General features: G+C 66.0%; 20 protein-coding genes. 13 read left to right on the top strand and 7 right to left on the bottom strand.

What is annotated here, in order from left to right:
- Positions 1–12: 12 nt before the first annotated feature.
- Together purT and JHD77_RS13965 are read left to right on the top strand one after the other, a co-directional pair.
- Positions 13–1,194 carry a formate-dependent phosphoribosylglycinamide formyltransferase gene (purT, locus tag JHD77_RS13970; protein ID WP_003092658.1) on the top strand — a complete coding sequence of 394 codons (1,182 nt, stop codon included), beginning with the start codon at positions 13–15 and terminating at the stop codon, positions 1,192–1,194.
- 1 nt (position 1,195) lies between these two features.
- Positions 1,196–1,945: an SGNH/GDSL hydrolase family protein gene (locus JHD77_RS13965; protein WP_003122122.1), complete on the top strand. Its 750-nt coding sequence runs from the start codon at positions 1,196–1,198 to the stop codon at positions 1,943–1,945.
- Between the two features lie 7 nt (positions 1,946–1,952).
- On the opposite strand, the gene JHD77_RS13960 is transcribed toward JHD77_RS13965, so the two are convergent.
- The 3 genes from JHD77_RS13960 to JHD77_RS13950 form a co-directional block, all read right to left on the bottom strand.
- Positions 1,953–3,266 (bottom strand): MFS transporter, encoded by a 1,314-nt coding sequence (locus JHD77_RS13960; RefSeq protein ID WP_031755345.1) that lies wholly within the window; start codon positions 3,264–3,266, stop codon positions 1,953–1,955.
- Between the two features lie 303 nt (positions 3,267–3,569).
- On the bottom strand, positions 3,570–4,862 hold the full coding sequence (locus tag JHD77_RS13955; RefSeq protein ID WP_003111904.1) for an HlyC/CorC family transporter: 1,293 nt from the start codon (positions 4,860–4,862) through the stop codon (positions 3,570–3,572).
- A 12-nt stretch (positions 4,863–4,874) separates the two neighbouring features.
- Positions 4,875–5,675, bottom strand: coding sequence for a cytochrome C assembly family protein (locus JHD77_RS13950; RefSeq protein ID WP_003092649.1), 801 nt, complete (start codon positions 5,673–5,675; stop codon positions 4,875–4,877).
- Between the two features lie 300 nt (positions 5,676–5,975).
- Here JHD77_RS13950 and ffh point away from each other — a divergent pair, with 300 nt between their 5' ends.
- The 6 genes from ffh (at position 5,976) to JHD77_RS13920 (ending at position 10,087) form a co-directional block, all read left to right on the top strand.
- Positions 5,976–7,349: a signal recognition particle protein gene (gene ffh, locus JHD77_RS13945; protein WP_003092645.1), complete on the top strand. Its 1,374-nt coding sequence runs from the start codon at positions 5,976–5,978 to the stop codon at positions 7,347–7,349.
- Between the two features lie 209 nt (positions 7,350–7,558).
- Positions 7,559–7,810 carry a 30S ribosomal protein S16 gene (gene rpsP / locus JHD77_RS13940; RefSeq protein ID WP_003092643.1) on the top strand — a complete coding sequence of 84 codons (252 nt, stop codon included), beginning with the start codon at positions 7,559–7,561 and terminating at the stop codon, positions 7,808–7,810.
- Positions 7,811–7,825: 15 nt separating this feature from the next.
- Positions 7,826–8,353, top strand: a complete 528-nt coding sequence (rimM, locus tag JHD77_RS13935; protein ID WP_003092640.1) for a ribosome maturation factor RimM — start codon at positions 7,826–7,828, stop codon at positions 8,351–8,353.
- A 6-nt stretch (positions 8,354–8,359) separates the two neighbouring features.
- Complete coding sequence (gene trmD / locus JHD77_RS13930; RefSeq protein WP_003119312.1) at positions 8,360–9,118, top strand: tRNA (guanosine(37)-N1)-methyltransferase TrmD; 759 nt, start codon at positions 8,360–8,362, stop codon at positions 9,116–9,118.
- Positions 9,119–9,159: 41 nt separating this feature from the next.
- Positions 9,160–9,510, top strand: a complete 351-nt coding sequence (gene rplS / locus JHD77_RS13925; RefSeq protein WP_003092637.1) for a 50S ribosomal protein L19 — start codon at positions 9,160–9,162, stop codon at positions 9,508–9,510.
- A gap of 151 nt (positions 9,511–9,661) precedes the next feature.
- Positions 9,662–10,087 carry an acyl-CoA thioesterase gene (locus tag JHD77_RS13920; RefSeq protein WP_003092635.1) on the top strand — a complete coding sequence of 142 codons (426 nt, stop codon included), beginning with the start codon at positions 9,662–9,664 and terminating at the stop codon, positions 10,085–10,087.
- A 69-nt stretch (positions 10,088–10,156) separates the two neighbouring features.
- Here the strand turns inward: JHD77_RS13920 and JHD77_RS13915 are convergent, their stop codons facing one another.
- Positions 10,157–10,843 (bottom strand): hypothetical protein, encoded by a 687-nt coding sequence (locus tag JHD77_RS13915; RefSeq protein ID WP_003119314.1) that lies wholly within the window; start codon positions 10,841–10,843, stop codon positions 10,157–10,159.
- A 112-nt stretch (positions 10,844–10,955) separates the two neighbouring features.
- Positions 10,956–12,791 carry a cation:proton antiporter gene (locus JHD77_RS13910; protein WP_031629985.1) on the bottom strand — a complete coding sequence of 612 codons (1,836 nt, stop codon included), beginning with the start codon at positions 12,789–12,791 and terminating at the stop codon, positions 10,956–10,958.
- Between the two features lie 214 nt (positions 12,792–13,005).
- On the opposite strand from JHD77_RS13910, the gene xerD reads away from it, so the two are divergent.
- The 4 genes from xerD (at position 13,006) to thrC (ending at position 17,737) form a co-directional block, all read left to right on the top strand.
- The gene (gene xerD, locus JHD77_RS13905) at positions 13,006–13,902 is read left to right on the top strand and encodes a site-specific tyrosine recombinase XerD (RefSeq protein WP_003092629.1); all 897 of its coding nucleotides are present in this window, start codon (positions 13,006–13,008) and stop codon (positions 13,900–13,902) included.
- 126 nt (positions 13,903–14,028) lie between these two features.
- Positions 14,029–14,757: a bifunctional protein-disulfide isomerase/oxidoreductase DsbC gene (gene dsbC / locus JHD77_RS13900; RefSeq protein ID WP_003092626.1), complete on the top strand. Its 729-nt coding sequence runs from the start codon at positions 14,029–14,031 to the stop codon at positions 14,755–14,757.
- A gap of 213 nt (positions 14,758–14,970) precedes the next feature.
- On the top strand, positions 14,971–16,275 hold the full coding sequence (locus tag JHD77_RS13895) for a homoserine dehydrogenase (RefSeq protein ID WP_003109642.1): 1,305 nt from the start codon (positions 14,971–14,973) through the stop codon (positions 16,273–16,275).
- A 52-nt stretch (positions 16,276–16,327) separates the two neighbouring features.
- Entirely contained in the window at positions 16,328–17,737 is a 1,410-nt protein-coding gene (gene thrC, locus JHD77_RS13890) for a threonine synthase (RefSeq protein ID WP_003092622.1), read from the top strand.
- A gap of 53 nt (positions 17,738–17,790) precedes the next feature.
- On the opposite strand, the gene JHD77_RS13885 is transcribed toward thrC, so the two are convergent.
- Positions 17,791–18,996: a poly(ethylene terephthalate) hydrolase family protein gene (locus JHD77_RS13885; RefSeq protein WP_079380557.1), complete on the bottom strand. Its 1,206-nt coding sequence runs from the start codon at positions 18,994–18,996 to the stop codon at positions 17,791–17,793.
- Positions 18,997–19,108: 112 nt separating this feature from the next.
- Here JHD77_RS13885 and JHD77_RS13880 point away from each other — a divergent pair, with 112 nt between their 5' ends.
- Positions 19,109–19,393, top strand: a complete 285-nt coding sequence (locus JHD77_RS13880; RefSeq protein ID WP_003092618.1) for a DUF3509 domain-containing protein — start codon at positions 19,109–19,111, stop codon at positions 19,391–19,393.
- 184 nt (positions 19,394–19,577) lie between these two features.
- On the opposite strand, the gene JHD77_RS13875 is transcribed toward JHD77_RS13880, so the two are convergent.
- Complete coding sequence (locus JHD77_RS13875; protein WP_004351428.1) at positions 19,578–20,807, bottom strand: CaiB/BaiF CoA transferase family protein; 1,230 nt, start codon at positions 20,805–20,807, stop codon at positions 19,578–19,580.
- Positions 20,808–20,846: the final 39 nt, after the last annotated feature.

Below are 20,846 nucleotides of genomic sequence, written 5' to 3'. Positions count from 1 at the left end.
CGAGGTTCTTCCATGACCCGTATCGGTACCCCCCTGTCGCCGAGCGCGACCCGCGTCCTTCTCTGTGGCTCCGGCGAGCTGGGCAAGGAAGTCGCCATCGAGCTGCAACGCCTGGGTTGCGAAGTGATCGCCGTCGATCGCTATGGCAACGCGCCGGCCATGCAGGTGGCACATCGCAGCCACGTGATCAGCATGCTCGACGGCGCCGCCCTGCGCGCGGTGATCGAGCAGGAGAAGCCGCACTACATCGTGCCGGAGATCGAGGCCATCGCCACCGCGACCCTGGTCGAGCTGGAGGCCGAAGGCTACACCGTGGTGCCCACCGCCCGCGCCGCGCAACTGACCATGAACCGCGAGGGTATCCGCCGGCTGGCTGCCGAGGAGCTCGGCTTGCCGACCTCGCCCTATCACTTCGCCGATACCTTCGAGGACTACCGCCGTGGCGTCGAGCGCGTCGGCTACCCCTGCGTGGTGAAGCCGATCATGAGTTCGTCGGGCAAGGGCCAGAGCGTCCTGAAAGGCCCCGACGACCTGCAGGCGGCCTGGGACTATGCCCAGGAAGGCGGGCGCGCCGGCAAGGGCCGGGTGATCGTCGAGGGCTTCATCGATTTCGACTACGAAATCACCCTGCTCACCGTGCGCCACGTCGACGGCACCACTTTCTGCGCGCCGATCGGTCACCGCCAGGTCAAGGGCGACTACCACGAGTCCTGGCAGCCGCAGGCGATGAGCGCGCAGGCTCTGGCCGAGTCCGAGCGGGTCGCCCGGGCAGTGACCGAGGCCCTCGGCGGACGCGGGCTGTTCGGCGTCGAACTGTTCGTCAAGGGCGACCAGGTGTGGTTCAGCGAGGTGTCGCCGCGTCCGCACGATACCGGCCTGGTGACCCTGATTTCCCAGGATCTTTCCGAGTTCGCGCTGCACGCGCGGGCGATCCTCGGCCTGCCGATCCCGGTGATCCGCCAGCTCGGCCCGTCGGCCTCGGCGGTGATCCTGGTGGAAGGCAAGTCCCGGCAGGTCGCTTTCGCCAACCTCGGCGCCGCGCTGAGCGAGGCGGATACGGCGCTACGCCTGTTCGGCAAGCCGGAAGTGGATGGCCAGCGGCGGATGGGCGTGGCCCTGGCGCGCGACGAGTCGATCGACGCCGCCCGCGCCAAGGCGACCCGGGCCGCCCAGGCGGTTCGCGTCGAACTCTGAGATGCGCCGGCTGGCAACGCTGGCCTGGTGGGCGGCGGCTCTGCCGTTGCTGCCGCTGGCGGTGCCGCTGGCTATCCGCACCCGCCGCCGAGCCTTGCGCCTGGCGCCCGCGGCGGGACCTCGCGAAGGGCTGGTCGGTGGGTCCGGTGCCGAAGAGCCGCTGCGCTTGCTGTTGTTCGGTGAGTCGACAGTGGCCGGGGTCGGCGCCAGTTGCCTGGACTACGCCCTGGCCGGCCGCCTGGCCGCGGCGCTGGGCGAGCGTCTGCGCCGCCCGGTGGCCTGGCAGGCGCTGGGCGAGAACGGCATCACCAGCGGCGAGGCGCGCGAACGCCTGCTACCGCAGGTGGCGGGACGTTTCTTCGACCAGGTGATCCTGGTCTTCGGCGTCAATGACACCACCAGCCTGCGCTCCCTCGAACGCTGGCGCGCCGACTGCGCGGCCCTGATCGACGGCTTCCAGGCGGCCGGCGCGCAGGTGACCTGCACCGCGGTGCCGCCGCTGCAGCATTTTTCCGCCTTGCCCGGGTTGCTGCGGGCCCTGCTGGGGTGGCGCGGGCGGCTGCTCGACGAGGCGCTGTGCGATCTCGCTGGCGCGACCGGCGCCGGCTACTGCCCGATCTCGCTGGACCTGCTTCCGGGCTACCTGGCCATCGACGGCTTTCATCCGTCGCAGCTGGGCTACCAGGTCTGGGCCGGGGCCCTCGCCGACTGGTTGGCGGCGAGGGAGAAGGGCGGCGTCGCGGTAGTCTGAGCGAGACTCAGGACACTGCGCCGAGGTCGTTGTCGCGGGTTTCCTTCAGGCACAGCACCGCCAGCAGGCTGAGCAGCGCCGCTGCGGAGACGTAGCCGCCGACCCAGCCCAGGCCGCCGATGCCGACCAGCTTCTGGGCGATATAGGGCGCCACCGAGGCGCCGAGAATGCCGCCCAGGTTGTAGGCCGCCGACGCGCCGGTGTAGCGCACGTGGGTGGGGAATATTTCCGGCAGCAGCGCGCCCATCGGGGCGAAGGTGACCCCCATCAGGAACAGCTCGATGCAGAGGAACAGGGCGACGCTGAACGTCGAGCCCTGGCTGAGCAGCGGCTCCATGGCGAAGCCGGAGGCGATCGCCGCCAGGCTGCCGAGCAGCAGTACCGGCTTGCGTCCGAAGCGGTCGCTGAGCCAGGCCGACAGCGGCGTGGCGGCGGCCATGAAGAGCACCGCGAGGCACAGCAGACCAAGGAACTCCTCGCGGCTGAAGCCGAGGCTGGCCACCCCGTAGCTCAGCGAGAACACCGTGGAGATATAGAAAAGCGCATAACACACCACCATCGCCAGGGCGCCGAGCAGGGTCGGCCGCCAGTGCTGGGCGAACAGCTCGGCGATCGGCAGGCGGACCCTCTCGTGCTTGGCCATGGCCTTGGCGAACACCGGGGTTTCCGCCAGCTTCAGGCGTACGTAGAGGCCGACCACAACCAGCGCCGCGCTGAGCAGGAACGGGATCCGCCAGCCCCAGTCACGGAACTGCTCCTCGCTGAGCAGCATCGCCAGGGCCAGGAACAGGCCGTTGGCGGCGAGGAAGCCGATCGACGGGCCGAGCTGGGGAAACATGCCGAACCAGGCGCGCTTGCCGGCCGGCGCGTTCTCCGTGGCCAGCAGCGCGGCGCCGCCCCACTCGCCGCCGAGGCCGAGGCCCTGGCCGAAGCGCAGCACGCAGAGCAGCAACGGCGCCCAGTAGCCGATGCTGTCGTAGCCGGGGAGGACGCCGATCAGGGTGGTGGACACCCCCATCAGCAGCAGCGAGGCGACCAGGGTCGACTTGCGCCCGATGCGGTCGCCGAAGTGGCCGAACAGCGCCGAGCCCAGCGGACGGGCGAGGAAGGCGATGCCGAAGGTGAGGAAGGCGCTGAGCATCTGCGCGGTGCCGGATGTCTGCGGGAAGAATACCGGACCGATCACCAGGGCGGCGGCAGTGGCATAGACGTAGAAATCGTAGAACTCGATGGCGGTGCCGATGAAGCTGGCGACTGCGACCCGGGTGGTCGAGTTGGCCGGTTCCGGAGCGGCGTCGGCGGCGAGGGGGGCGGCGGTCATGGTGGGAAGGTCCCTGGCAGTCGGGGCACGACGGAGTGCTTCCGTGCGGCCGGATGGTTATGGCCAGTGCGCCGATGCGGCGGCGCGGCGCCCGGGTGGGGCGGACGAGATCGGTCGCGCAGGGAGGATGGGGCTGCGCGCCGTGCGCCGGCTGGTACCGTCGGCATCGGGGCCGGGCGGGCAGGCGGGACTGGCGGGTGACTGGCCGGGGCTCGGGCTGCGGGTAGCGGCGGAACCGGCGGCAGGGCTGGATAAGCTGGGGTCGATTATAGAGCGCCGCGGGGCCGGTTCGGCAATCCCGGATCAGACGCTGGCGTCGCTTTCGACCAGCGGGGTCAGCGCGCGGGGATGCCAGGCGCGCACGCTTTTCACACGGTTTTCCGCCGACTGCTGGATTTCCAGGCAGTAGGGGCCGATGCGCAGGCACACCGCGCAATCGGGGATCTGCTCCAGGGCTTCGGTGACCAGGCCGTTGAGGGTCTTCGGGCCGTCGCAGGGCAATTGCCAGCCAAGCGACTTGTTCAGCTCGCGCAGGTTGGCGCTGCCGTCGATGACGAAGCTGCCGTCCTCCTGGGCCTGGATATCCGGGTTGTCGAGGCTGTCGAGGTCGTTGAAGTCGCCGACGATCTCTTCGAGGATGTCCTCCAGCGTGACGATGCCGATCACCTCGCCATATTCGTCGACCACCACGCCGATACGGCGCTTCTCCTTCTGGAAGTTCACCAGCTGGGTCGACAGCGGCGTGCTTTCCGGCACGAAATACGGCTCCATGCAGGCCTGGCGGAGATTCTCCTTGGTCAGGCGGCCCTGGGTCAGCAGGCGCGCGATCTGGCGCATGTGCACGACCCCTTCGATCTGGTTGACGTCGTCGCGGTAGACCGGCAGGCGGGTGTGGCTGGTGGTGCGCAACTGCTCGACGATGACCTCGAGTTCGTCGTCGAGGTCGATGCCTTCGATTTCGTTGCGCGGGATCATCAGGTCGTTGACCGTGACCTTCTCCAGGTCCAGCAGGCCGAGCAGCATGTCATGCCGGTTGACCTCGCTGGCCTGGGGGTTGTCGGCCGGATGCAGGGCCTCTTCGTCGCGGCTGCGTCCGCTGTCGTCCTGTTCCGCCGCGGCGACGCCGAGCAGGCGCAGCAGCGCGTTGCTCAGTAGGGTCAGCAGCCACAGCAGGGGCCAGCACAGGCGCTGCAGGATCAGGAGCGGCAGGCTGAGCGGCAGGGCGACGCGTTCCGAGCGAAGGGCGCCGTAGCGGCGCGGCAGCAGGGCGCCGAACAGCAGCAGGAGCAGGGTCATGCCGGGGATGGCGACGGCCAGGCCGATGACGCCCCAGTGGCGCAGCGCGGCCCAACTGGCCAGGGCGGCGGCGCTGACGTTGACCAGGGTGCGGCCGAACAACAGGGTGCCGCGCAGGCGGTCGTCGTGCAGCAGCAGCCAACTGCTGCGCCGGGCCCCGCGCAGGCCTTGCTTGGCCTGCAGGCGCAGGCGGTAACGGTCGAGGTTGAGCAGGGCGGTCTCGACGCAGGAGAAGAACGCCGAGCAGGCGACCAGGAGAACCAGCAGGCCGACCAGGTACCCGGGGTGCAGCTCATCCATGAAGGAGGCCCATCAGATGTGCAGGATGAATTCCCGCACCAGCTTGCTGCCGAAGTACGCCAACATCAACAGGCAGAAACCGGCCAGGGTCCAGCGGATCGCCTTGTGGCCCCGCCAGCCGAGCTGGTGGCGACCCCAGAGGAGCACGGCGAAGACCACCCAGGCGAAGCAGGACAGGATGGTCTTGTGCGCCAGGTGCTGGGCGAACAGGTTGTCGACGAACAGCCATCCGGACAGCAGCGACAGCGAAAGCAGCGACCAGCCGCCCCAGAGGAAGCCGAACAGCAGGCTTTCCATGGTTTGCAGGGGCGGGAAGTTGCGGATCAGCCCGGACGGATGCTTGTGCTTGAGGCGGTAGTCCTGGAGCAGCAGCAAGAGCGCCTGGAACACCGCGATGGTGAGCAGGCCGTAGGCCAGGATCGAGAGCAGGATGTGGGCCAGAATGCCTGGCTGTTCGTTGATCGGCTCGACGGTGCCGTGGGGGATGAGTACCGCCAGCAGGGTGGTGAGGGCACCCAGCGGGAATAGAAGGAGGAGCAGGTTCTCCACCGGTATCCGCAAGGTCGCCAGCAGGGTCAGGAGAATTACCGCGGCGGCGATCAGGCTGGCGGCGTTGAAGAAGTCCAGCACCAGGCCGGCCGGGGTCAGCAATTGCTGGTAGAGGCTGAAGGCGTGGGCGACCAGTGCCAGGAGTCCGAACAGGAGCAGCAGGGGTTTGCCCGGCGCGGTGCGCTTGGACACACAGGCACCCTGGTAGGCGGCGGTGCCGAGATAGAGAACAGCAGCGATGAGGCTGGGCAGCAGGGGATGCATAAGTCCTTGTAATCGCGGGCCCGAAAGGATGGGAGTTTGGCATAGATCGAGCGTCGCGAGAAAGCCGTTGCGAACAGTTCTCTCGTACCTGTGGCCGGGTTGGCGGACCGCCTGCCGCGGGCGCCGCGACCTCATGGTCCGGCGGTCGCTTCGGCAAAGACGGAACGCATCGGCAAATCAAGGACTTGAGGCTGGCCTCCGGTCGTCGCCGGACACACACTCCGTCTTTCATCGCGTGTCCCGCGACGCGCTCTTGGTTATAATCCGCCGCTTGCCGCAACCCCCGTGGAAGGATCGCGCATGTTCGAAAACCTTACAGACCGCCTCTCGCAGACGCTTCGCCATGTCACCGGCAAGGCCAAGCTGACCGAGGACAACATCAAGGACACTCTGCGCGAAGTGCGCATGGCCCTGCTCGAGGCCGACGTGGCCCTGCCGGTGGTCAAGGACTTCGTCAACAAGGTCAAGGAGCGCGCCGTCGGTACCGAGGTCTCGAAGAGCCTGACCCCGGGACAGGCGTTCGTGAAGATCGTCCGCGCCGAGCTCGAGGAGCTGATGGGGGCGGCCAACGAGGACCTGGCGCTGAGCGTCGCGCCGCCGGCGGTGATCCTGATGGCCGGCCTGCAGGGCGCGGGCAAGACCACCACCGCGGGCAAGCTGGCGCGCTTCCTTAAGGAACGCAAGAAGAAGTCGGTGATGGTGGTTTCCGCCGACGTCTACCGACCCGCCGCGATCAAGCAGCTGGAAACCCTGGCGGGCGAGGTTGGCGTAACCTTCTTCCCTTCCGACGTCAGCCAGAAGCCGGTGGCCATCGCCGAGGCGGCGATCCGCGAGGCGAGGCTGAAGTTCATCGACGTGGTGATCGTCGATACCGCAGGCCGCCTGCACATCGATGCCGACATGATGGACGAGATCAAGCAGGTGCACGCGGCGATCAAGCCGGCGGAAACCCTGTTCGTGGTCGATGCCATGACCGGCCAGGACGCCGCCAACACCGCCAAGGCCTTCAATGACGCCTTGCCGCTGACCGGCGTGGTCCTGACCAAGGTCGACGGCGACGCGCGTGGTGGTGCCGCGCTCTCGGTGCGGGCGATCACCGGCAAGCCGATCAAGTTCCTCGGCATGGGCGAAAAGAGCGAAGCGCTCGATCCGTTCCATCCCGACCGCGTGGCCTCGCGCATCCTCGGCATGGGCGACGTGCTCAGCCTGATCGAACAGGCCGAGCAGAACCTCGACCGCGACAAGGCCGAGAAGCTGGCGAAGAAGATCAAGAAGGGCAAGGGCTTCGACCTGGAAGACTTCCGCGACCAGTTGCAACAGATGAAGAACATGGGCGGCCTCGGCGGGCTCATGGACAAGCTGCCGATGCTCGGCGGGGTCAACCTGGCGCAGATGGGCAATGCCCAGGGTGCTGCGGAGAAACAGTTCAAGCAGATGGAGGCGATCATCAACTCGATGACGCCCGGCGAACGGCGCGATCCGGAAATGATCAGCGGCTCGCGCAAGCGCCGCATCGCCCTTGGCTCCGGTACCCAGGTGCAGGACGTCGGCCGGCTGATCAAGCAGCACAAGCAGATGCAGAAGATGATGAAGAAGGTCACCGCCAAGGGCGGCATGGCCAAGATGATGCGAGGCATGGGCAGCATGTTCCCGGGGGGCATGCCCAAGCTTTGATCGGACGCGCGGCCGCTGGCCACGCCGACGGTTTCGCGCCGTCGGCCGGCGGGCGGACCGTGTGCTTCCCGCGCTCTCCGCGCCGGCCGATGGGTGGCCGAAAAAGAGATTTGCAAATTCCCCGATAATCCTTAGAATATGCGGCCTTTCGGGCCGTGGGCCCAGCGTGCATTCATTTTGCAAGCACCGACTACAGGAACGAAGTTCACATGGTAACCATCCGTCTTGCTCGTGGCGGCTCCAAAAAGCGCCCCTTCTACCACCTGACCGTGACCAACAGCCGCAATGCGCGCGATGGTCGCTTCGTCGAGCGCATCGGTTTCTTCAACCCGGTTGCGACTGGTGGCGAAGTGCGTCTGTCCGTCGACCAGGAGCGTGCTACCTACTGGCTCGGCCAGGGTGCACAGCCGTCTGAGCGCGTTGCTCAGCTGCTCAAGGACGCTGCCAAGGCAAACGCCTAAGCCGTCATGAGTGAAATGCCGACACCCGCCGACGACCTGGTCGTGATCGGCAAGATCGTTTCGGTGTACGGCATCCGCGGTGAGGTGAAGGTGTATTCCTTTACCGACCCGTTGGACAACCTGCTGGACTATCGCCGCTGGACGCTCCGGCGCGACGGCGAGATTCGGCAGGCCGAGCTGGTCAGGGGGCGCCTGCATGGCAAGGTCCTGGCCGCCAAGCTCAAGGGGCTCGACGATCGCGAAGAGGCCCGCACCTTCACCGGTTACGAGATCTGCATCCCGCGTAGCGAGTTGCCCTCTCTCGAGGAAGGTGAGTACTACTGGCACCAGCTGGAAGGCCTGAAGGTGATCGACCAGGGCGGGCAGTTGCTCGGCGTGATCGACCATCTGCTGGAAACCGGTGCCAACGATGTCATGGTGGTCAAGCCCTGCGCGGGCAGCCTGGACGACCGCGAGCGCCTGTTGCCCTACACCGGGCAGTGCGTGCTGTCGATCGACCTGGCCGCTGGCGAGATGCGGGTGGACTGGGACGCGGACTTCTGATCATCCATGGACAAGCGTTTGTGGGTGGGCGTCGTCAGCATCTTTCCGGAGATGTTCCGCGCGATCAGTGACTATGGCATCACCAGCCGTGCGGTAAAGCAGGGGTTGCTCACGCTGACCTGCTGGAATCCACGGGACTACACCGAGGACCGCCACCAGACGGTGGACGACCGGCCCTTCGGCGGTGGCCCTGGCATGGTGATGAAGATCAAGCCTCTGGAGGGCGCGCTGGCGGATGCCAGGCAAGCCGCCGGGGGCAGGAAGGCGAAGGTGATCTACCTTTCGCCGCAAGGCCGCCAGCTGACGCAGGCGGGCGTACGCGAACTGGCCGAAGAGGAAGCGTTGATCCTCATCGCCGGGCGCTACGAAGGCATCGACGAGCGCTTCATCGAAGAGCACGTCGATGAAGAATGGTCGATCGGCGATTATGTCCTGTCCGGCGGTGAGTTGCCGGCCATGGTGCTGGTCGATGCAGTGACGCGGTTGCTGCCCGGTGCATTGGGTCATGCAGATTCCGCCGAGGAGGACTCCTTCACGGATGGCCTGCTCGACTGCCCGCACTACACCCGACCCGAGGTGTACGCGGACAAACGTGTTCCTGAAGTGTTGCTCAGTGGCAACCATGAACACATCCGGCGTTGGCGTTTGCAGCAGGCCCTTGGGCGGACCTGGGAACGACGCGCCGATCTTCTGGATAGCCGCTCGCTTTCTGGAGAAGAGCAGAAGCTGCTGGCGGAATATATCCGTCAGCGGGACGATAGTTAACGTATCGATGGCTGGCCGATTGCCGGTCTTAGGAGCACAGCATGACCAACAAGATCATTCAGCAGATCGAAGCTGAACAGATGAACAAAGAGATCCCGGCGTTCGCCCCCGGCGATACCGTGATCGTCCAGGTCAAGGTGAAGGAAGGCGACCGTCAGCGTCTGCAGGCCTTCGAAGGCGTCGTTATCGCCAAGCGCAACCGTGGCCTGAACAGCGCCTTCACCGTGCGCAAGATCTCCAACGGCGTGGGCGTGGAACGTACCTTCCAGACCTACAGCCCGATCGTCGACAGCCTGAGCGTCAAGCGTCGCGGCGACGTGCGCAAGGCCAAGCTGTACTACCTCCGCGCCCTGTCCGGCAAGGCCGCGCGCATCAAGGAAAAACTGGTCTAATCCGGTTCTTCTCCGAGAAAAGCAGCCCGAGGGCTGCTTTTTTCATGTCTGGCGTTCGCCTTTCCGGCGGCGCTTCCTACTGCCCACGGCAGCGCATAACCAGTACAACATCCGCGGCACCCAGGCAGCCACTCCATCCGGTATTCGTGGCATGACCCCCAGAGAGCAAGAAATCCTGCGTCGCACCGAGCTTTCCGAAACCCGTGTGACCAAGGCGGTATTCCCGCCCACCACCAATCACCACAACACCCTGTTCGGCGGGACTGCGCTGGCCTGGATGGACGAGGTCTCGTTCATCACCGCGACCCGTTTCTGCCGCCTGCCGCTGGTGACCGTTTCCACCGATCGCATCGACTTCAACCACCCGATCCCGGCGGGCTCGATCGTCGAACTGGTCGGACGGGTGGTCAAGGTCGGCAACACCAGCCTCAAGGTGGAGGTCGAGGTGTACCTGGAAAGCATGTACGCCGACGGTCGCGAGAAGGCCATACACGGCCTGTTCAGCTTCGTTGCCATCGACGACGAAAAGCGGCCGGTTCCGGTCCTGCCGGGGTTCCCGGCCAGCCAGGCGGCTTGATACAGGCAGAAAGAAGGCACCCACGGGTGCCTTTTCCATATCCCCGGACGATCCGGCCCTGGGTTGGGATCAGGGCCGCAGGCTGATCTTCAGGGAGGCCTGGGACAGGTCGATCTGTTGCAGGCTGACGCTGCCGAACGTCTGCTCGCGCGGCGCGCCGGCAATGCGAATATTGTCGAAGCGCACCTCGCCGATACTGCTCGGCAGGCGCAGGTTGACCGAGCCGTCGGGGTTGAGCGTGCTTTGCGTCTTGCCGGTTTCGTAGCGAACGTCGCTCATCGAGGTTTCCGCCTCCAGGCTGTCGAGCATCGGCATCACCAGCTTCGCCAGTTGCTTCACCGCGGCCAGTCCGTCGCCGCCCTCGGCCTTCAGGAACAGGCCCTCGAGGCTTTCGTTGAGGCCCTGGGCGTTGACGTTGCTCATCTCGACGTCGGTCAGCGGACGCAGGTTCTTCGGCAATTCCTGGCGGCTCATGGCCGCTGGCGGCTGCATACGCTGGATGTCGGCGCTGGCCATCTGGAACGGACTGAGCAGGGCGGCGACCAGGGTCGCGGCCAGGCGCAGGTTGGTCTGCTTCTTCAGCGCCTTCTTCAGTTGCCGTTCGCTCAGCAGGCCCTGCTCGATCAGGGTTTCGCCCAGGCGCTTGTGGTTGCTCAACTGCGCCTGGATCGCGGCGTCCAGTTGGGCGGCGCTAATCAGCCCCTTGTTGATCAGGATCTGGCCCAGGCGGGAATGTTGTTGATTGGACATGGTCATGGCCTGATGAAAAAAGAGGATGATGGCTAGATGCAATCATCCTCTTCGTGGGCTTCGTTTGTCACCCAACCTTGGATAGGGTGACGACGGTCTTTCGTCGGTTCGTTGAAGTCTAGTTGGCGATTTCCGTGGCCTGCGACTTGCTGACTGACGGTTCCGCGTCGATCAGCGACAGCAGCGTCCAGCCAGTGCCCGGCGCCAGCGTGGACTGTGGCGTGGCGACGTGCATCCTGCCGTTCGGATCGCGGGCGAACAGCAGGATCGCGGACTCGCCGTGCAGCGCCTGGTAGTCGTTCCAGCCGAAGGTGTCGGTGAGCAGGGTGGTGCGGATTTCGGCGCCGCGCGACAGCAGGCTGGCGAACTGCGCGTAGGTCAGCGGTCGCTGGCCAAGTGGGCGGCCACGGTGTTCGTCGCTGGAGCGGTGCTTGTCGGTACGCTTGGCTTCCTGGCTGGTCGGCAGGCCGAACAGCTGGCGATGGCCGAACTCGTGGCGGAAGCGCATGGCCGCCAGGGTATTCAGCTCGCCGGCTGGAGAAACCCCCAGCAAGTGCCCGATGCCGACCAGGTCGAGGTGGGCTTCGGCGTGCTGCGAGGTGGGATTGCCGAAATAGGTGGGCAGGTTGTCCATGCGGGCGGCGCGGATGTTTTCCCAGCTCGAATCAGTCAGCAGCACGCGGCTGCCGAGGCTCTTCAGGGCTTTGCCGATGGCGCGCCCGACCGGATTGGCGCCGACGATCAGGTAGCCGCTGGGCGAGGGCTCGGCGACCTTCAGCAGGCGCGCCAGGGGGCGGGCGGTGGCGCTTTGCAGGACCACCGTGCCGATGATCACCAGAAAGGTCAGCGGCACCAGCAGCGCCGCCTGGGCATGGCCTTCGGCGCTCAGGCGGATGGCGAAGATCGCCGAGACCGCCGCGGCGACGATCCCGCGCGGGGCGATCCAGCTGAGCAGGGCGCGCTCGCGCCAGCTCAGCGGCGAACCCCAGGTCGACAGCGCCACGTTCAGCGGCCGGGCGACGAACTGGATCAGCAGCAGCACCAGCAGCGCCGCCGGGCCCAGGCCGAGCAGGGCATTGATGTCCAGGCGCGCGGCCAGGAGGATGAACAGGCCGGAAATCAGCAGGACGCTGAGGTTTTCCTTGAAGTGCAGGATCTGCCGTACGTCGACGCCCTTCATGTTGGCCAGGCCCATGCCCATCAGGGTGACGGCGAGCAGTCCGGATTCGTGCATCACCCGGTTCGAGGCGATGAATACGCCCAGTACCGCGGCCAGCGTCGCCAGGTTGTGCAGGTAGTCCGGCAGCCAGTGGCGGCGCAGGACGATGCCCAGCGCCCAGCCGCCGAGGATGCCGAACAGGCTGCCGCAGAGGATCACCCCGCCGAAGGTCTGCAGGCTGTGCAGCCAGCCGTCGCCTTCGCCGCTGGAGATGATGAAGCTGTACACCACTACCGCCAGCAGGGCGCCGATGGGATCGATGACGATGCCTTCCCAGCGCAGGATGTTCGCCACCGCGGCCTTGGGCCGGACCACCCGCAGCATCGGAACGATCACCGTGGGCCCGGTGACCAGGGTCAGGGTGCCGAACAGCAGGGCCATTTCCCAGCTGAAGTCGAGCAGGTAGTGGGCGGCCAGGGCGATCACGCCCCAGGTCGAGAGCGCGCCGATGGTCACCATTCGGTGCACCACGGTGCCGATTTCCTTCCATTCGCTGAAATGCAGGGTCAGGCTGCCCTCGAAGAGGATCAGCGCCACTGCCAGGGATACCAGTGGGAACAGCAGGGGGCCGAACATCTCGTCCGGATCGAGCCAGCCGAGTAGCGGGCCGGCGACGATCCCGGACAGCAGCAGGAAAAGAATGGCTGGCAGGCGCAGGCGCCAGGCCAGCCATTGACTGAGCAGGGCGGCGGCACCGATGCCGCCGAGGGCGAGCAGGATAGCGTTCTGGTCCATCGAGGATTCCTTGTCAGCGTCGCTCCGCTCGTCCTGAGCCGGGGCGAACCATCGAGCCACATGGCTCCGCTTTTTCCCGCGGGCACGGGAAGCCGGCCGACCTCCTGTCGACCGGCCTGACTAACCATTACGTGGCGATGACGGCCAACGCTCGCGATAGCGCCCAGGCTATGAAAGACTAGCCGCGCTTTCATTTGGTTCGCAGCCTTCATCCATGAGTACCCTCGAACATCCCCTGATCGACCGTTTCCTCGATGCCCTGTGGCTGGAAAAAGGCCTTGCCGACAACACCCGCGAGGCTTATCGCAACGACCTCCAGCAGTTCAACGCCTGGCTCGATGGCCGCGGGCTGCGCCTGGAGGGCATCGGCCGCGACGCGATCCTCGATCACCTGGCCTGGCGCCTGGAACAGGGCTACAAGGCCCGCTCGACCGCGCGCTTCCTCTCCGGCCTGCGTGGCTTCTATCGCTATTGCCTGCGCGACGGCCTGATCGCCGAGGATCCCACCTTGCAGGTGGACCTGCCGCAACTGGGCAAGCCGTTGCCGAAATCCCTCTCCGAAGCGGACGTCGAGGCATTGCTGGCGGCGCCGGAAGTCGACGACCCGCTGGGCCTGCGCGATCGCACCATGCTCGAAGTGCTGTATGCCTGCGGCCTGCGGGTCAGCGAACTGGTCGGCCTGACCCTGGAGCAGGTCAACCTGCGCCAGGGCGTGGTCAAGGTGTTCGGCAAGGGCAGCAAGGAGCGCCTGGTGCCGCTCGGCGAGGAAGCCATCGGCTGGCTCGAACGCTACCTGCGCGAGGCCCGCGGCGACCTGCTTGGCGGGCGACCCAGCGACGTGCTGTTCCCCAGCCTGCGCGGCGAACAGATGACCCGCCAGACCTTCTGGCATCGCATCAAGCATCACGCGCAGGTGGCGGCGATCGGCACGTCGATTTCGCCGCACACCCTGCGCCACGCCTTCGCCACCCACCTGCTCAACCATGGCGCCGACCTGCGGGTGGTGCAGATGCTGCTCGGCCACAGCGACCTGTCGACCACCCAGATCTATACCCATATCGCCCGGGCCCGCCTCCAGGATCTGCACGCACGCCACCACCCGCGAGGCTGACGCTTTGTCCGAAAAATCCGTACCTACCCGAAAAGAGGCGCTTTCGTAGCGTTCTGCGACAAGCGTCGGGCCCGTCGGGATAGCGGTCTATGGTAGGCTTCGCCGACCGCACGACAGGAGTGACACATGCGCGTGACCCGTTTTCTGGCTGCTGCCGCCCTCGGCCTGATGAGTACCCTGGCCCTGGCAGACAATGCCGATCAGAACATCCGCAAGACCCTGCAGGCCCTGCAACCGGACCTGCCCATCGACTCCATCGCCAGCAGTCCGCTGCAGGGGCTCTACCAGGTGCAGCTGAAGGGCGGCCGGGTGCTCTACGCCAGCGCCGACGGCCAGTTCGTCATGCAGGGCTACCTCTACCAGGTGAAGGACGGCAAGCCGGTCAACCTGACCGAGAAGGCCGAGAGCCAGGCGATCGCCAAGGCGATCAACGGCGTGCCCGCCAGCGAGATGGTGGTGTATCCGGCCAAGGGCCAGGCCAAGGCGCACATCACGGTGTTCACCGATACCACCTGCCCCTACTGCCAGAAGCTGCATGCCGAGGTGCCGGACCTGACCGAGCAGGGGATCGAGGTGCGCTACATGGCGTTCCCGCGCCAGGGGCCGCAGTCGGCGGGCGACAAGCAACTGCAGGCGGTCTGGTGTGCGAAGGAGCCGACCAAGGCGATGGACGCCATGATGAACGGCAAGGAGATCAAGTCTTCCGAGTGCAAGAACCCGGTCGACAAGCAGTTCCAGATGGGCCAGATGGTCGGGGTGCAGGGAACGCCGGCGATCGTCCTTGCCAACGGCCAGTTGCTCCCCGGCTACCAGCCGGCCAAGCAGTTGGCCAAGCTGGCGCTGGAGGCCAAATAGCGCCGGGTCTGCCGAACAATTGACTAATAAAGAGCCGCTTCGTAATGTGCGGCTCTTTTGTTTTCATCATTGGCGATTTCCGCCGCCCGCTGGCGGAATCCATCGCCAGGATGTGTCGTGGCCCGTACAGTGGTCGCGTCAACCTCGATTCGCTCGGGGAACCATAGCAGGCCGGCGCGTCCGGCCGTCGTAGGTGAGATGGGGAGTTCCAGCGTGAAACCGGTCAAAGTAGGCATCTGTGGGTTGGGGACCGTCGGTGGCGGTACCTTCAATGTACTCGAACGCAACGCCGAGGAGATTGCCCGCCGTGCCGGGCGCGGTATCGAGGTTGCGCAGATCGCCGCCCGCCGGCCGAACCCGAAGTGCGATACCGGTGCGACCCCCATCACCGCCGATATCTTCGACGTAGCGTGCAATCCCGAGATCGACGTGGTCGTCGAGTTGATCGGCGGCTACACCCTGGCCCACGAGCTGGTGCTCAAGGCCATCGAGAACGGCAAGCACGTGGTCACCGCGAACAAGGCGCTGATCGCCGTGCACGGCAACGAGATCTTCGCCAAGGCCCGCGAGAAGGGCGTGATCGTCGCCTTCGAGGCCGCTGTCGCCGGCGGCATCCCGGTGATCAAGGCGATCCGCGAGGGGCTGTCGGCCAACCGCATCAACTGGCTGGCCGGGATCATCAACGGTACCGGCAACTTCATCCTCAGCGAAATGCGCGAGAAGGGCCGTACCTTCCCCGACGTGCTCGCCGAGGCCCAGGCCCTGGGCTATGCCGAGGCCGACCCGACCTTCGACGTGGAAGGCATCGACGCCGCCCACAAGCTGACCATCCTCGCCTCGATCGCCTTCGGCATTCCGCTGCAGTTCGACAAGGCCTACACCGAAGGCATCTCGAAGCTGACCAGCGCCGACGTCAACTACGCCGACGCCCTCGGCTATCGCATCAAGCACCTGGGCGTGGCGCGTCGCACCGAGAGCGGCTTCGAGCTGCGCGTGCACCCGACCCTGATTCCCTCGGATCGCCTGATCGCCAACGTCAACGGCGTGATGAACGCGGTGATGGTCAACGGCGACGCCGTCGGCTCGACCCTCTACTACGGCGCCGGTGCCGGCATGGAACCGACCGCTTCCTCGGTGGTGGCCGACCTCGTCGACGTGGTCCGCGCCATGACCTCCGATCCGGAGAACCGCGTACCGCACCTGGCGTTCCAGCCGGACGCGCTGTCCGACCACCCGATCCTGCCGATCGAAGCCTGCGAAAGCGCCTACTATCTGCGCATCCAGGCCAAGGACCACCCGGGCGTACTGGCCCAGGTGGCCACCATCCTGTCCGAGCGCGGCATCAACATCGAATCGATCATGCAGAAGGAGGCCGAGGAACAGGACGGCCTGGTGCCGATGATCCTGGTTACCCACCGGGTCATCGAACAACGCATCAACGATGCCATCGCCGCCCTGGAAGCGCTGGAAGGCGTGTCCGGGCCGGTGGTCCGTATCCGTGTCGAACAACTGAATTGATCGAACGCCGGGCGCCGCTCGCGGGCCCGCGTCAACAGCGAAGGTTTTGAACATGCGTTACATCAGCACCCGCGGCCAAGCGCCCGCCCTGAACTTCGAAGATGTCCTCCTCGCCGGCCTGGCCAGCGACGGCGGCCTCTACGTCCCGGAAAACCTGCCACGCTTCACCCTCGAGGAGATCGCCTCCTGGGTCGGCCTGCCCTACCACGAGCTGGCCTTCCGGGTGATGCGCCCGTTCGTCGCCGGCAGCATCGCCGATGCCGACTTCAAGAAGATCCTCGAGGAAACCTATGGCGTCTTCGCCCATGACGCAGTGGCGCCGCTGCGCCAGTTGAACGGCAACGAATGGGTGCTGGAGCTGTTCCACGGCCCGACCCTGGCCTTCAAGGACTTCGCCCTGCAACTGCTCGGCCGCCTGCTCGACCATGTGCTGGCCAAGCGCGGCGAGCGCGTGGTGATCATGGGGGCCACCTCCGGCGATACCGGCTCCGCGGCCATCGAAGGCTGCCGCCGTTGCGACAACGTCGACATCTTCATCATGCACCCGCACAACCGCGTGTCCGAGGTGCAGCGCCGGCAGATGACCACCATCCTCGGCGACAACATCCACAACATCGCCATCGAAGGCAACTTCGACGACTGCCAGGAGATGGTCAAGGCCAGCTTCGCCGACCAGGGCTTCCTCAAGGGTACCCGCCTGGTAGCGGTGAACTCGATCAACTGGGCGCGGATCATGGCCCAGATCGTCTACTACTTCCATGCCGCGCTGCAGCTCGGCGCGCCGCATCGCTCGGTGGCGTTCTCGGTGCCGACCGGCAACTTCGGCGACATCTTCGCCGGCTACCTGGCGCGCAACATGGGCCTGCCGGTCAGCCAGCTGATCGTCGCGACCAACCGCAACGACATCCTGCACCGCTTCATGAGCGGTAATCGCTACGACAAGGACACCCTGCATCCCTCGCTGTCGCCGTCGATGGATATCATGGTCTCGTCCAACTTCGAACGCCTGCTGTTCGACCTGCACGGCCGCAACGGCAAGGCCGTCGCCGAACTGCTGGATGCCTTCAAGGCCAGCGGCAAGCTGTCGGTGGAAGACCAGCGCTGGACCGAGGCGCGCAAGCTGTTCGACTCCCTGGCGGTCAGCGACGAGCAGACCTGCGAGACCATCGCCGAGGTATACCGCTCCTGTGGCGAGTTGCTCGACCCGCACACCGCCATTGGCGTGCGTGCCGCCCGCGAATGCCGGCGCAGCCTGAGCGTGCCGATGGTGACCCTGGGCACTGCGCATCCGGTCAAGTTCCCCGAAGCGGTGGAGAAGGCCGGCATCGGCCAGGCGCCGGCGCTGCCTGCGCACCTCGCCGACCTGTTCGAGCGCGAGGAGCGCTGCACCGTATTGCCGAACGAGCTGGCCAAGGTACAGGCCTTCGTCAGCCAGCACGGCAATCGCGGCAAGCCGCTCTGAGCCTGTCGTGAAAGGAAGAAGCCCGCCTTGATGGCGGGCTTTTTCATGTCTTCTCAAAGGGCAGCGGCGAGTTTGTTGCGCGAGGGGCGGAGCAGCCTCAGTGGATCGTTGAACTGGATGTCGCTGGCCAGCTTGTAGTAGCGCCCGACGAAATAGTCGCGGGCCTGGGCATCGTTCTTTCCCTGGTACAGCACCCAGGCGACGCTGATGCCGGCGAACTCGTTGTACTCGATCTGTCGCAGCGGGCTGAAGTGGGTCGCCGTGGTGGCCGTGGCGCCCCAGGCGGGCACGTCGCGGATCAACGGGCCCTGCCAGAGGATCGGCCAACTGAGCGGCGGCACGACCACATCGGCCAGTCCGGTCAGCAGCAGGGTCGGGGTCTTTACCGTGGAACCGATGGCCAGGGGGCCTGGCTCGATCGGCAGGGCGCCGACCAGCTTCAACCGTGGCTCGATGAATTGCAGGGCTTGTGCAGAGAGGCTGGCGCTCTGCAGTGTGGCCTGGCCGCCGGCGGAGTGCCCGGCGACCAGCGTCCGGGAAAAGTCGGCCCGGTCATGCAGGGCCGAGCCCGGGTCCCTGTCCAGTTTCGCGACCTCAAGGATGCCGAGGGCGTGCATCAGCGGGAAGGAATTGATGAAGTCGGAGGAGATCACCACGATGAAGCCGTGGCTGGCCCACAGTTTCATCAGTTCGTGATAGTTGCCGGCGTTGGAAAGTATGCCGCCGACGAAAGTGATGACCGGAAGCTTGGCGTCGGACGCGGCGATGTCCGCCGGATAGTAGACGCTGGTACTGATCGGGCTGGCGAAGCCATAGGGAAAAGCCTCGTTGCAGCGGATCGAGCCGTCCAGCAGGACGATCCTGGCGATGGTCCCGACGAAGCCACGACAATCGGCGAGCACGGCGGTGCTGGCGATCTCGGTGTCGGCGACCGGACGCGCGTACTGGTCGTTGGCCAGGCCCACGGCGCCGAACAGCAGCGAGCCCTGTGCCGTGCCGGCGGCGAATGCCAGCGCGAGGATGAAGGCGCGCCAGGCGCCGCGGGGGGATGCGAAGGCAGTCATGAGATCCTCGCTGTTCGATGCGCAGGGGGAAGTCTCGTTGTTACTGCCTGACGGACGCGCCGGATACTGCAATTTCAAGCAGGTGAAGGTGTTGCGCGAGGGTGGGATGGTTGGAGTTTTTCCCGGTGCTTCCCTTATAGCGGGCTGATCGTTGCGTTGGCCTGGTTCGGCTCGAATGGCTATTTGCGCCGGCACGTGGCCTTTCGCCAGATGCTGCCGTTAGTCCGGTAAATGCTTGCATCGACGAACCCTATTCGCGTTTTTTCGGTCTTTGACGAGTCTTATTCGTCGAAACAGGAGACCTGATTTGGACAGCCTGAAGCAACGACTGGCCGATGCCTTCGCTCCCCATCCCTTCACCCTCAGCCAGCCCCGGCCCGATGGCGGACGGGTGGTCACGCTGGTCGATCCGCAGGGGGAAACCCTGTTGCAGCGGGTCATCGCCAAGGTGCAGTTGAACGACGAAAGCTATCTCGAGGATGCCGTGCAGACCATTCGCCGGGAATTGCAGGTGCTGGTCGGGCGGATGGAGGAAGACGTGCTGGCGACCTTCCGCGAGCGGGATCACGTGCTGCTGTATTCGTCGCGCTAGCACCGTCTCGTTCGAGGGCGCGTTGCGCATCGGGCGGTCAGGCCGAAGGCGCGCGCCGGTGCAGCGGCTCTTGCCGGATGGCGCCATGCTCGTGGAAGCGTGCGGATAACCCCCTCTCCCTGGCTGGATAGGGGAGAGGGGCCGCCCTGTCCGCGGAGCACCGATGAAGAGCTCCGCGTACCGTTCAGATGGCGCCTTCCCGGCGCAGGGCGGCGATGCCCTCGCTGTCGTAGCCCAGCTCGGCGAGCAGGGCATCGGTATGCTCGCCCAGTTCCGGGCCTACCCAATCCGCGGAGCCTGGCGTGGCGGACAGCTTGGGCACGATGCCAGGCATGCGGAATGGCTTGCCGTCCGGCAAGCGTGCCGAGAGGAACATCTCGCGGGCAAGGAATTGCGGATCGCGGAACATGTCTTCGGCGGAGTAGATGCGGCTGGCCGGGACTTCGGCTCGCGCCAGCACCGCCAGCACTTCCTCCAGGGACTGCGAGGCGACCCAGCGGTCGATAACCCCATAGAGTTCGTCGCGGCGCGCATCGCGCCCGTCGTTGCTGGCCAGTTGCGGGTCGCTGGCCAGGTCGTCGCGGCCGATGGCCTGCATGAAGCGGCGGAAGATCGCGTCGCCGTTGGCGCCGATCTGTACGTGGCGGCCATCGGCGCTGGTGTGGATGGAGGAGGGGGTGATGCCCGGCATGATGTTGCCGGTGCGCTCGCGGATGAAACCGAACACGTCGAATTCCGGAACCATGCTTTCCATCATGGCGAAGATCGCCTCGTAGAGGGCGACGTCGACCATCTGTCCCTCGCCGCCGTTGACCTCGCGGTGTCGCAGCGCCATCAGCGCGCCGATCACGCCCCACAGGGCGGCGATCGAGTCGCCGATGGAAATCCCGGTGCGAACCGGCGGGCGGTCCTCGAAGCCGGTAATGTAGCGCAGTCCGCCCATCGACTCGCCGACCGCGCCGAAGCCCGGCTGGTCCTTGTAGGGGCCGGTCTGGCCGAAGCCCGACAGGCGCACCATCACCAGGCGCGGGTTCAGCGCGTGGAGGACATCCCAGCCCAGGCCGAGCTTTTCCAGTACGCCGGGGCGGAAGTTCTCGATCAGGATGTCGGCATCGCCGAGCAGGCGTTTCAGGATCGCCTGGCCTTCGGCGTGCTTGAGATTGAGGGTCAGGGATTTCTTGTTGCGTGCCTGAACGAACCACCACAGCGAGGTGCCTTCGTAGAGCTTGCGCCACTTGCGCAGTGGATCGCCGCCGTCGGGCGACTCGATCTTGATCACTTCGGCGCCGAACTCGGCGCAGATCCGCGAGGCGAAAGGGCCGGCGATCAGGGTGCCGAGCTCGACCACCTTCAGGCCGGCCAGCGGTTTGGGCGAATGTTCCATGCGGTGTCCGTCAGGCTGCAGTGTGCGCATAGCCTAGAGCATTTGCCGGCGGTGCGGGCGGGTGCCGCG

The sequence above is a fragment of the Pseudomonas sp. P20 genome, assembly GCF_016463925.1.
GTDB lineage: Bacteria > Pseudomonadota > Gammaproteobacteria > Pseudomonadales > Pseudomonadaceae > Pseudomonas > Pseudomonas aeruginosa.
The sequence above is the reverse complement of the archived record's forward strand: the minus strand, read 5'-3'. Positions and strand labels throughout refer to the sequence as shown.

Bases quoted from the DNA above. Each gene is read 5' to 3' on its own strand.
- JHD77_RS13950 (WP_003092649.1), bottom strand. From the start codon at position 5,675: ATGCATCCCCTGCTGCCCAGCCTCATCGCTGCTGTTCTCTATCTCGGC.
- JHD77_RS13915 (WP_003119314.1), bottom strand. From the start codon at position 10,843: ATGACCATGTCCAATCAACAACATTCCCGCCTGGGCCAGATCCTGATC.
- xerD (WP_003092629.1), top strand. From the start codon at position 13,006: ATGAGTACCCTCGAACATCCCCTGATCGACCGTTTCCTCGATGCCCTG.
- rplS (WP_003092637.1), top strand. From the start codon at position 9,160: ATGACCAACAAGATCATTCAGCAGATCGAAGCTGAACAGATGAACAAA.
- trmD (WP_003119312.1), top strand. From the start codon at position 8,360: ATGGACAAGCGTTTGTGGGTGGGCGTCGTCAGCATCTTTCCGGAGATG.
- JHD77_RS13920 (WP_003092635.1), top strand. From the start codon at position 9,662: ATGACCCCCAGAGAGCAAGAAATCCTGCGTCGCACCGAGCTTTCCGAA.
- purT (WP_003092658.1), top strand. From the start codon at position 13: ATGACCCGTATCGGTACCCCCCTGTCGCCGAGCGCGACCCGCGTCCTT.
- rpsP (WP_003092643.1), top strand. From the start codon at position 7,559: ATGGTAACCATCCGTCTTGCTCGTGGCGGCTCCAAAAAGCGCCCCTTC.
- JHD77_RS13955 (WP_003111904.1), bottom strand. From the start codon at position 4,862: ATGGATGAGCTGCACCCCGGGTACCTGGTCGGCCTGCTGGTTCTCCTG.
- JHD77_RS13875 (WP_004351428.1), bottom strand. From the start codon at position 20,807: ATGCGCACACTGCAGCCTGACGGACACCGCATGGAACATTCGCCCAAA.
- ffh (WP_003092645.1), top strand. From the start codon at position 5,976: ATGTTCGAAAACCTTACAGACCGCCTCTCGCAGACGCTTCGCCATGTC.
- JHD77_RS13910 (WP_031629985.1), bottom strand. From the start codon at position 12,791: ATGGACCAGAACGCTATCCTGCTCGCCCTCGGCGGCATCGGTGCCGCC.
- JHD77_RS13960 (WP_031755345.1), bottom strand. From the start codon at position 3,266: ATGACCGCCGCCCCCCTCGCCGCCGACGCCGCTCCGGAACCGGCCAAC.
- rimM (WP_003092640.1), top strand. From the start codon at position 7,826: ATGCCGACACCCGCCGACGACCTGGTCGTGATCGGCAAGATCGTTTCG.
- JHD77_RS13965 (WP_003122122.1), top strand. From the start codon at position 1,196: ATGCGCCGGCTGGCAACGCTGGCCTGGTGGGCGGCGGCTCTGCCGTTG.
- dsbC (WP_003092626.1), top strand. From the start codon at position 14,029: ATGCGCGTGACCCGTTTTCTGGCTGCTGCCGCCCTCGGCCTGATGAGT.
- thrC (WP_003092622.1), top strand. From the start codon at position 16,328: ATGCGTTACATCAGCACCCGCGGCCAAGCGCCCGCCCTGAACTTCGAA.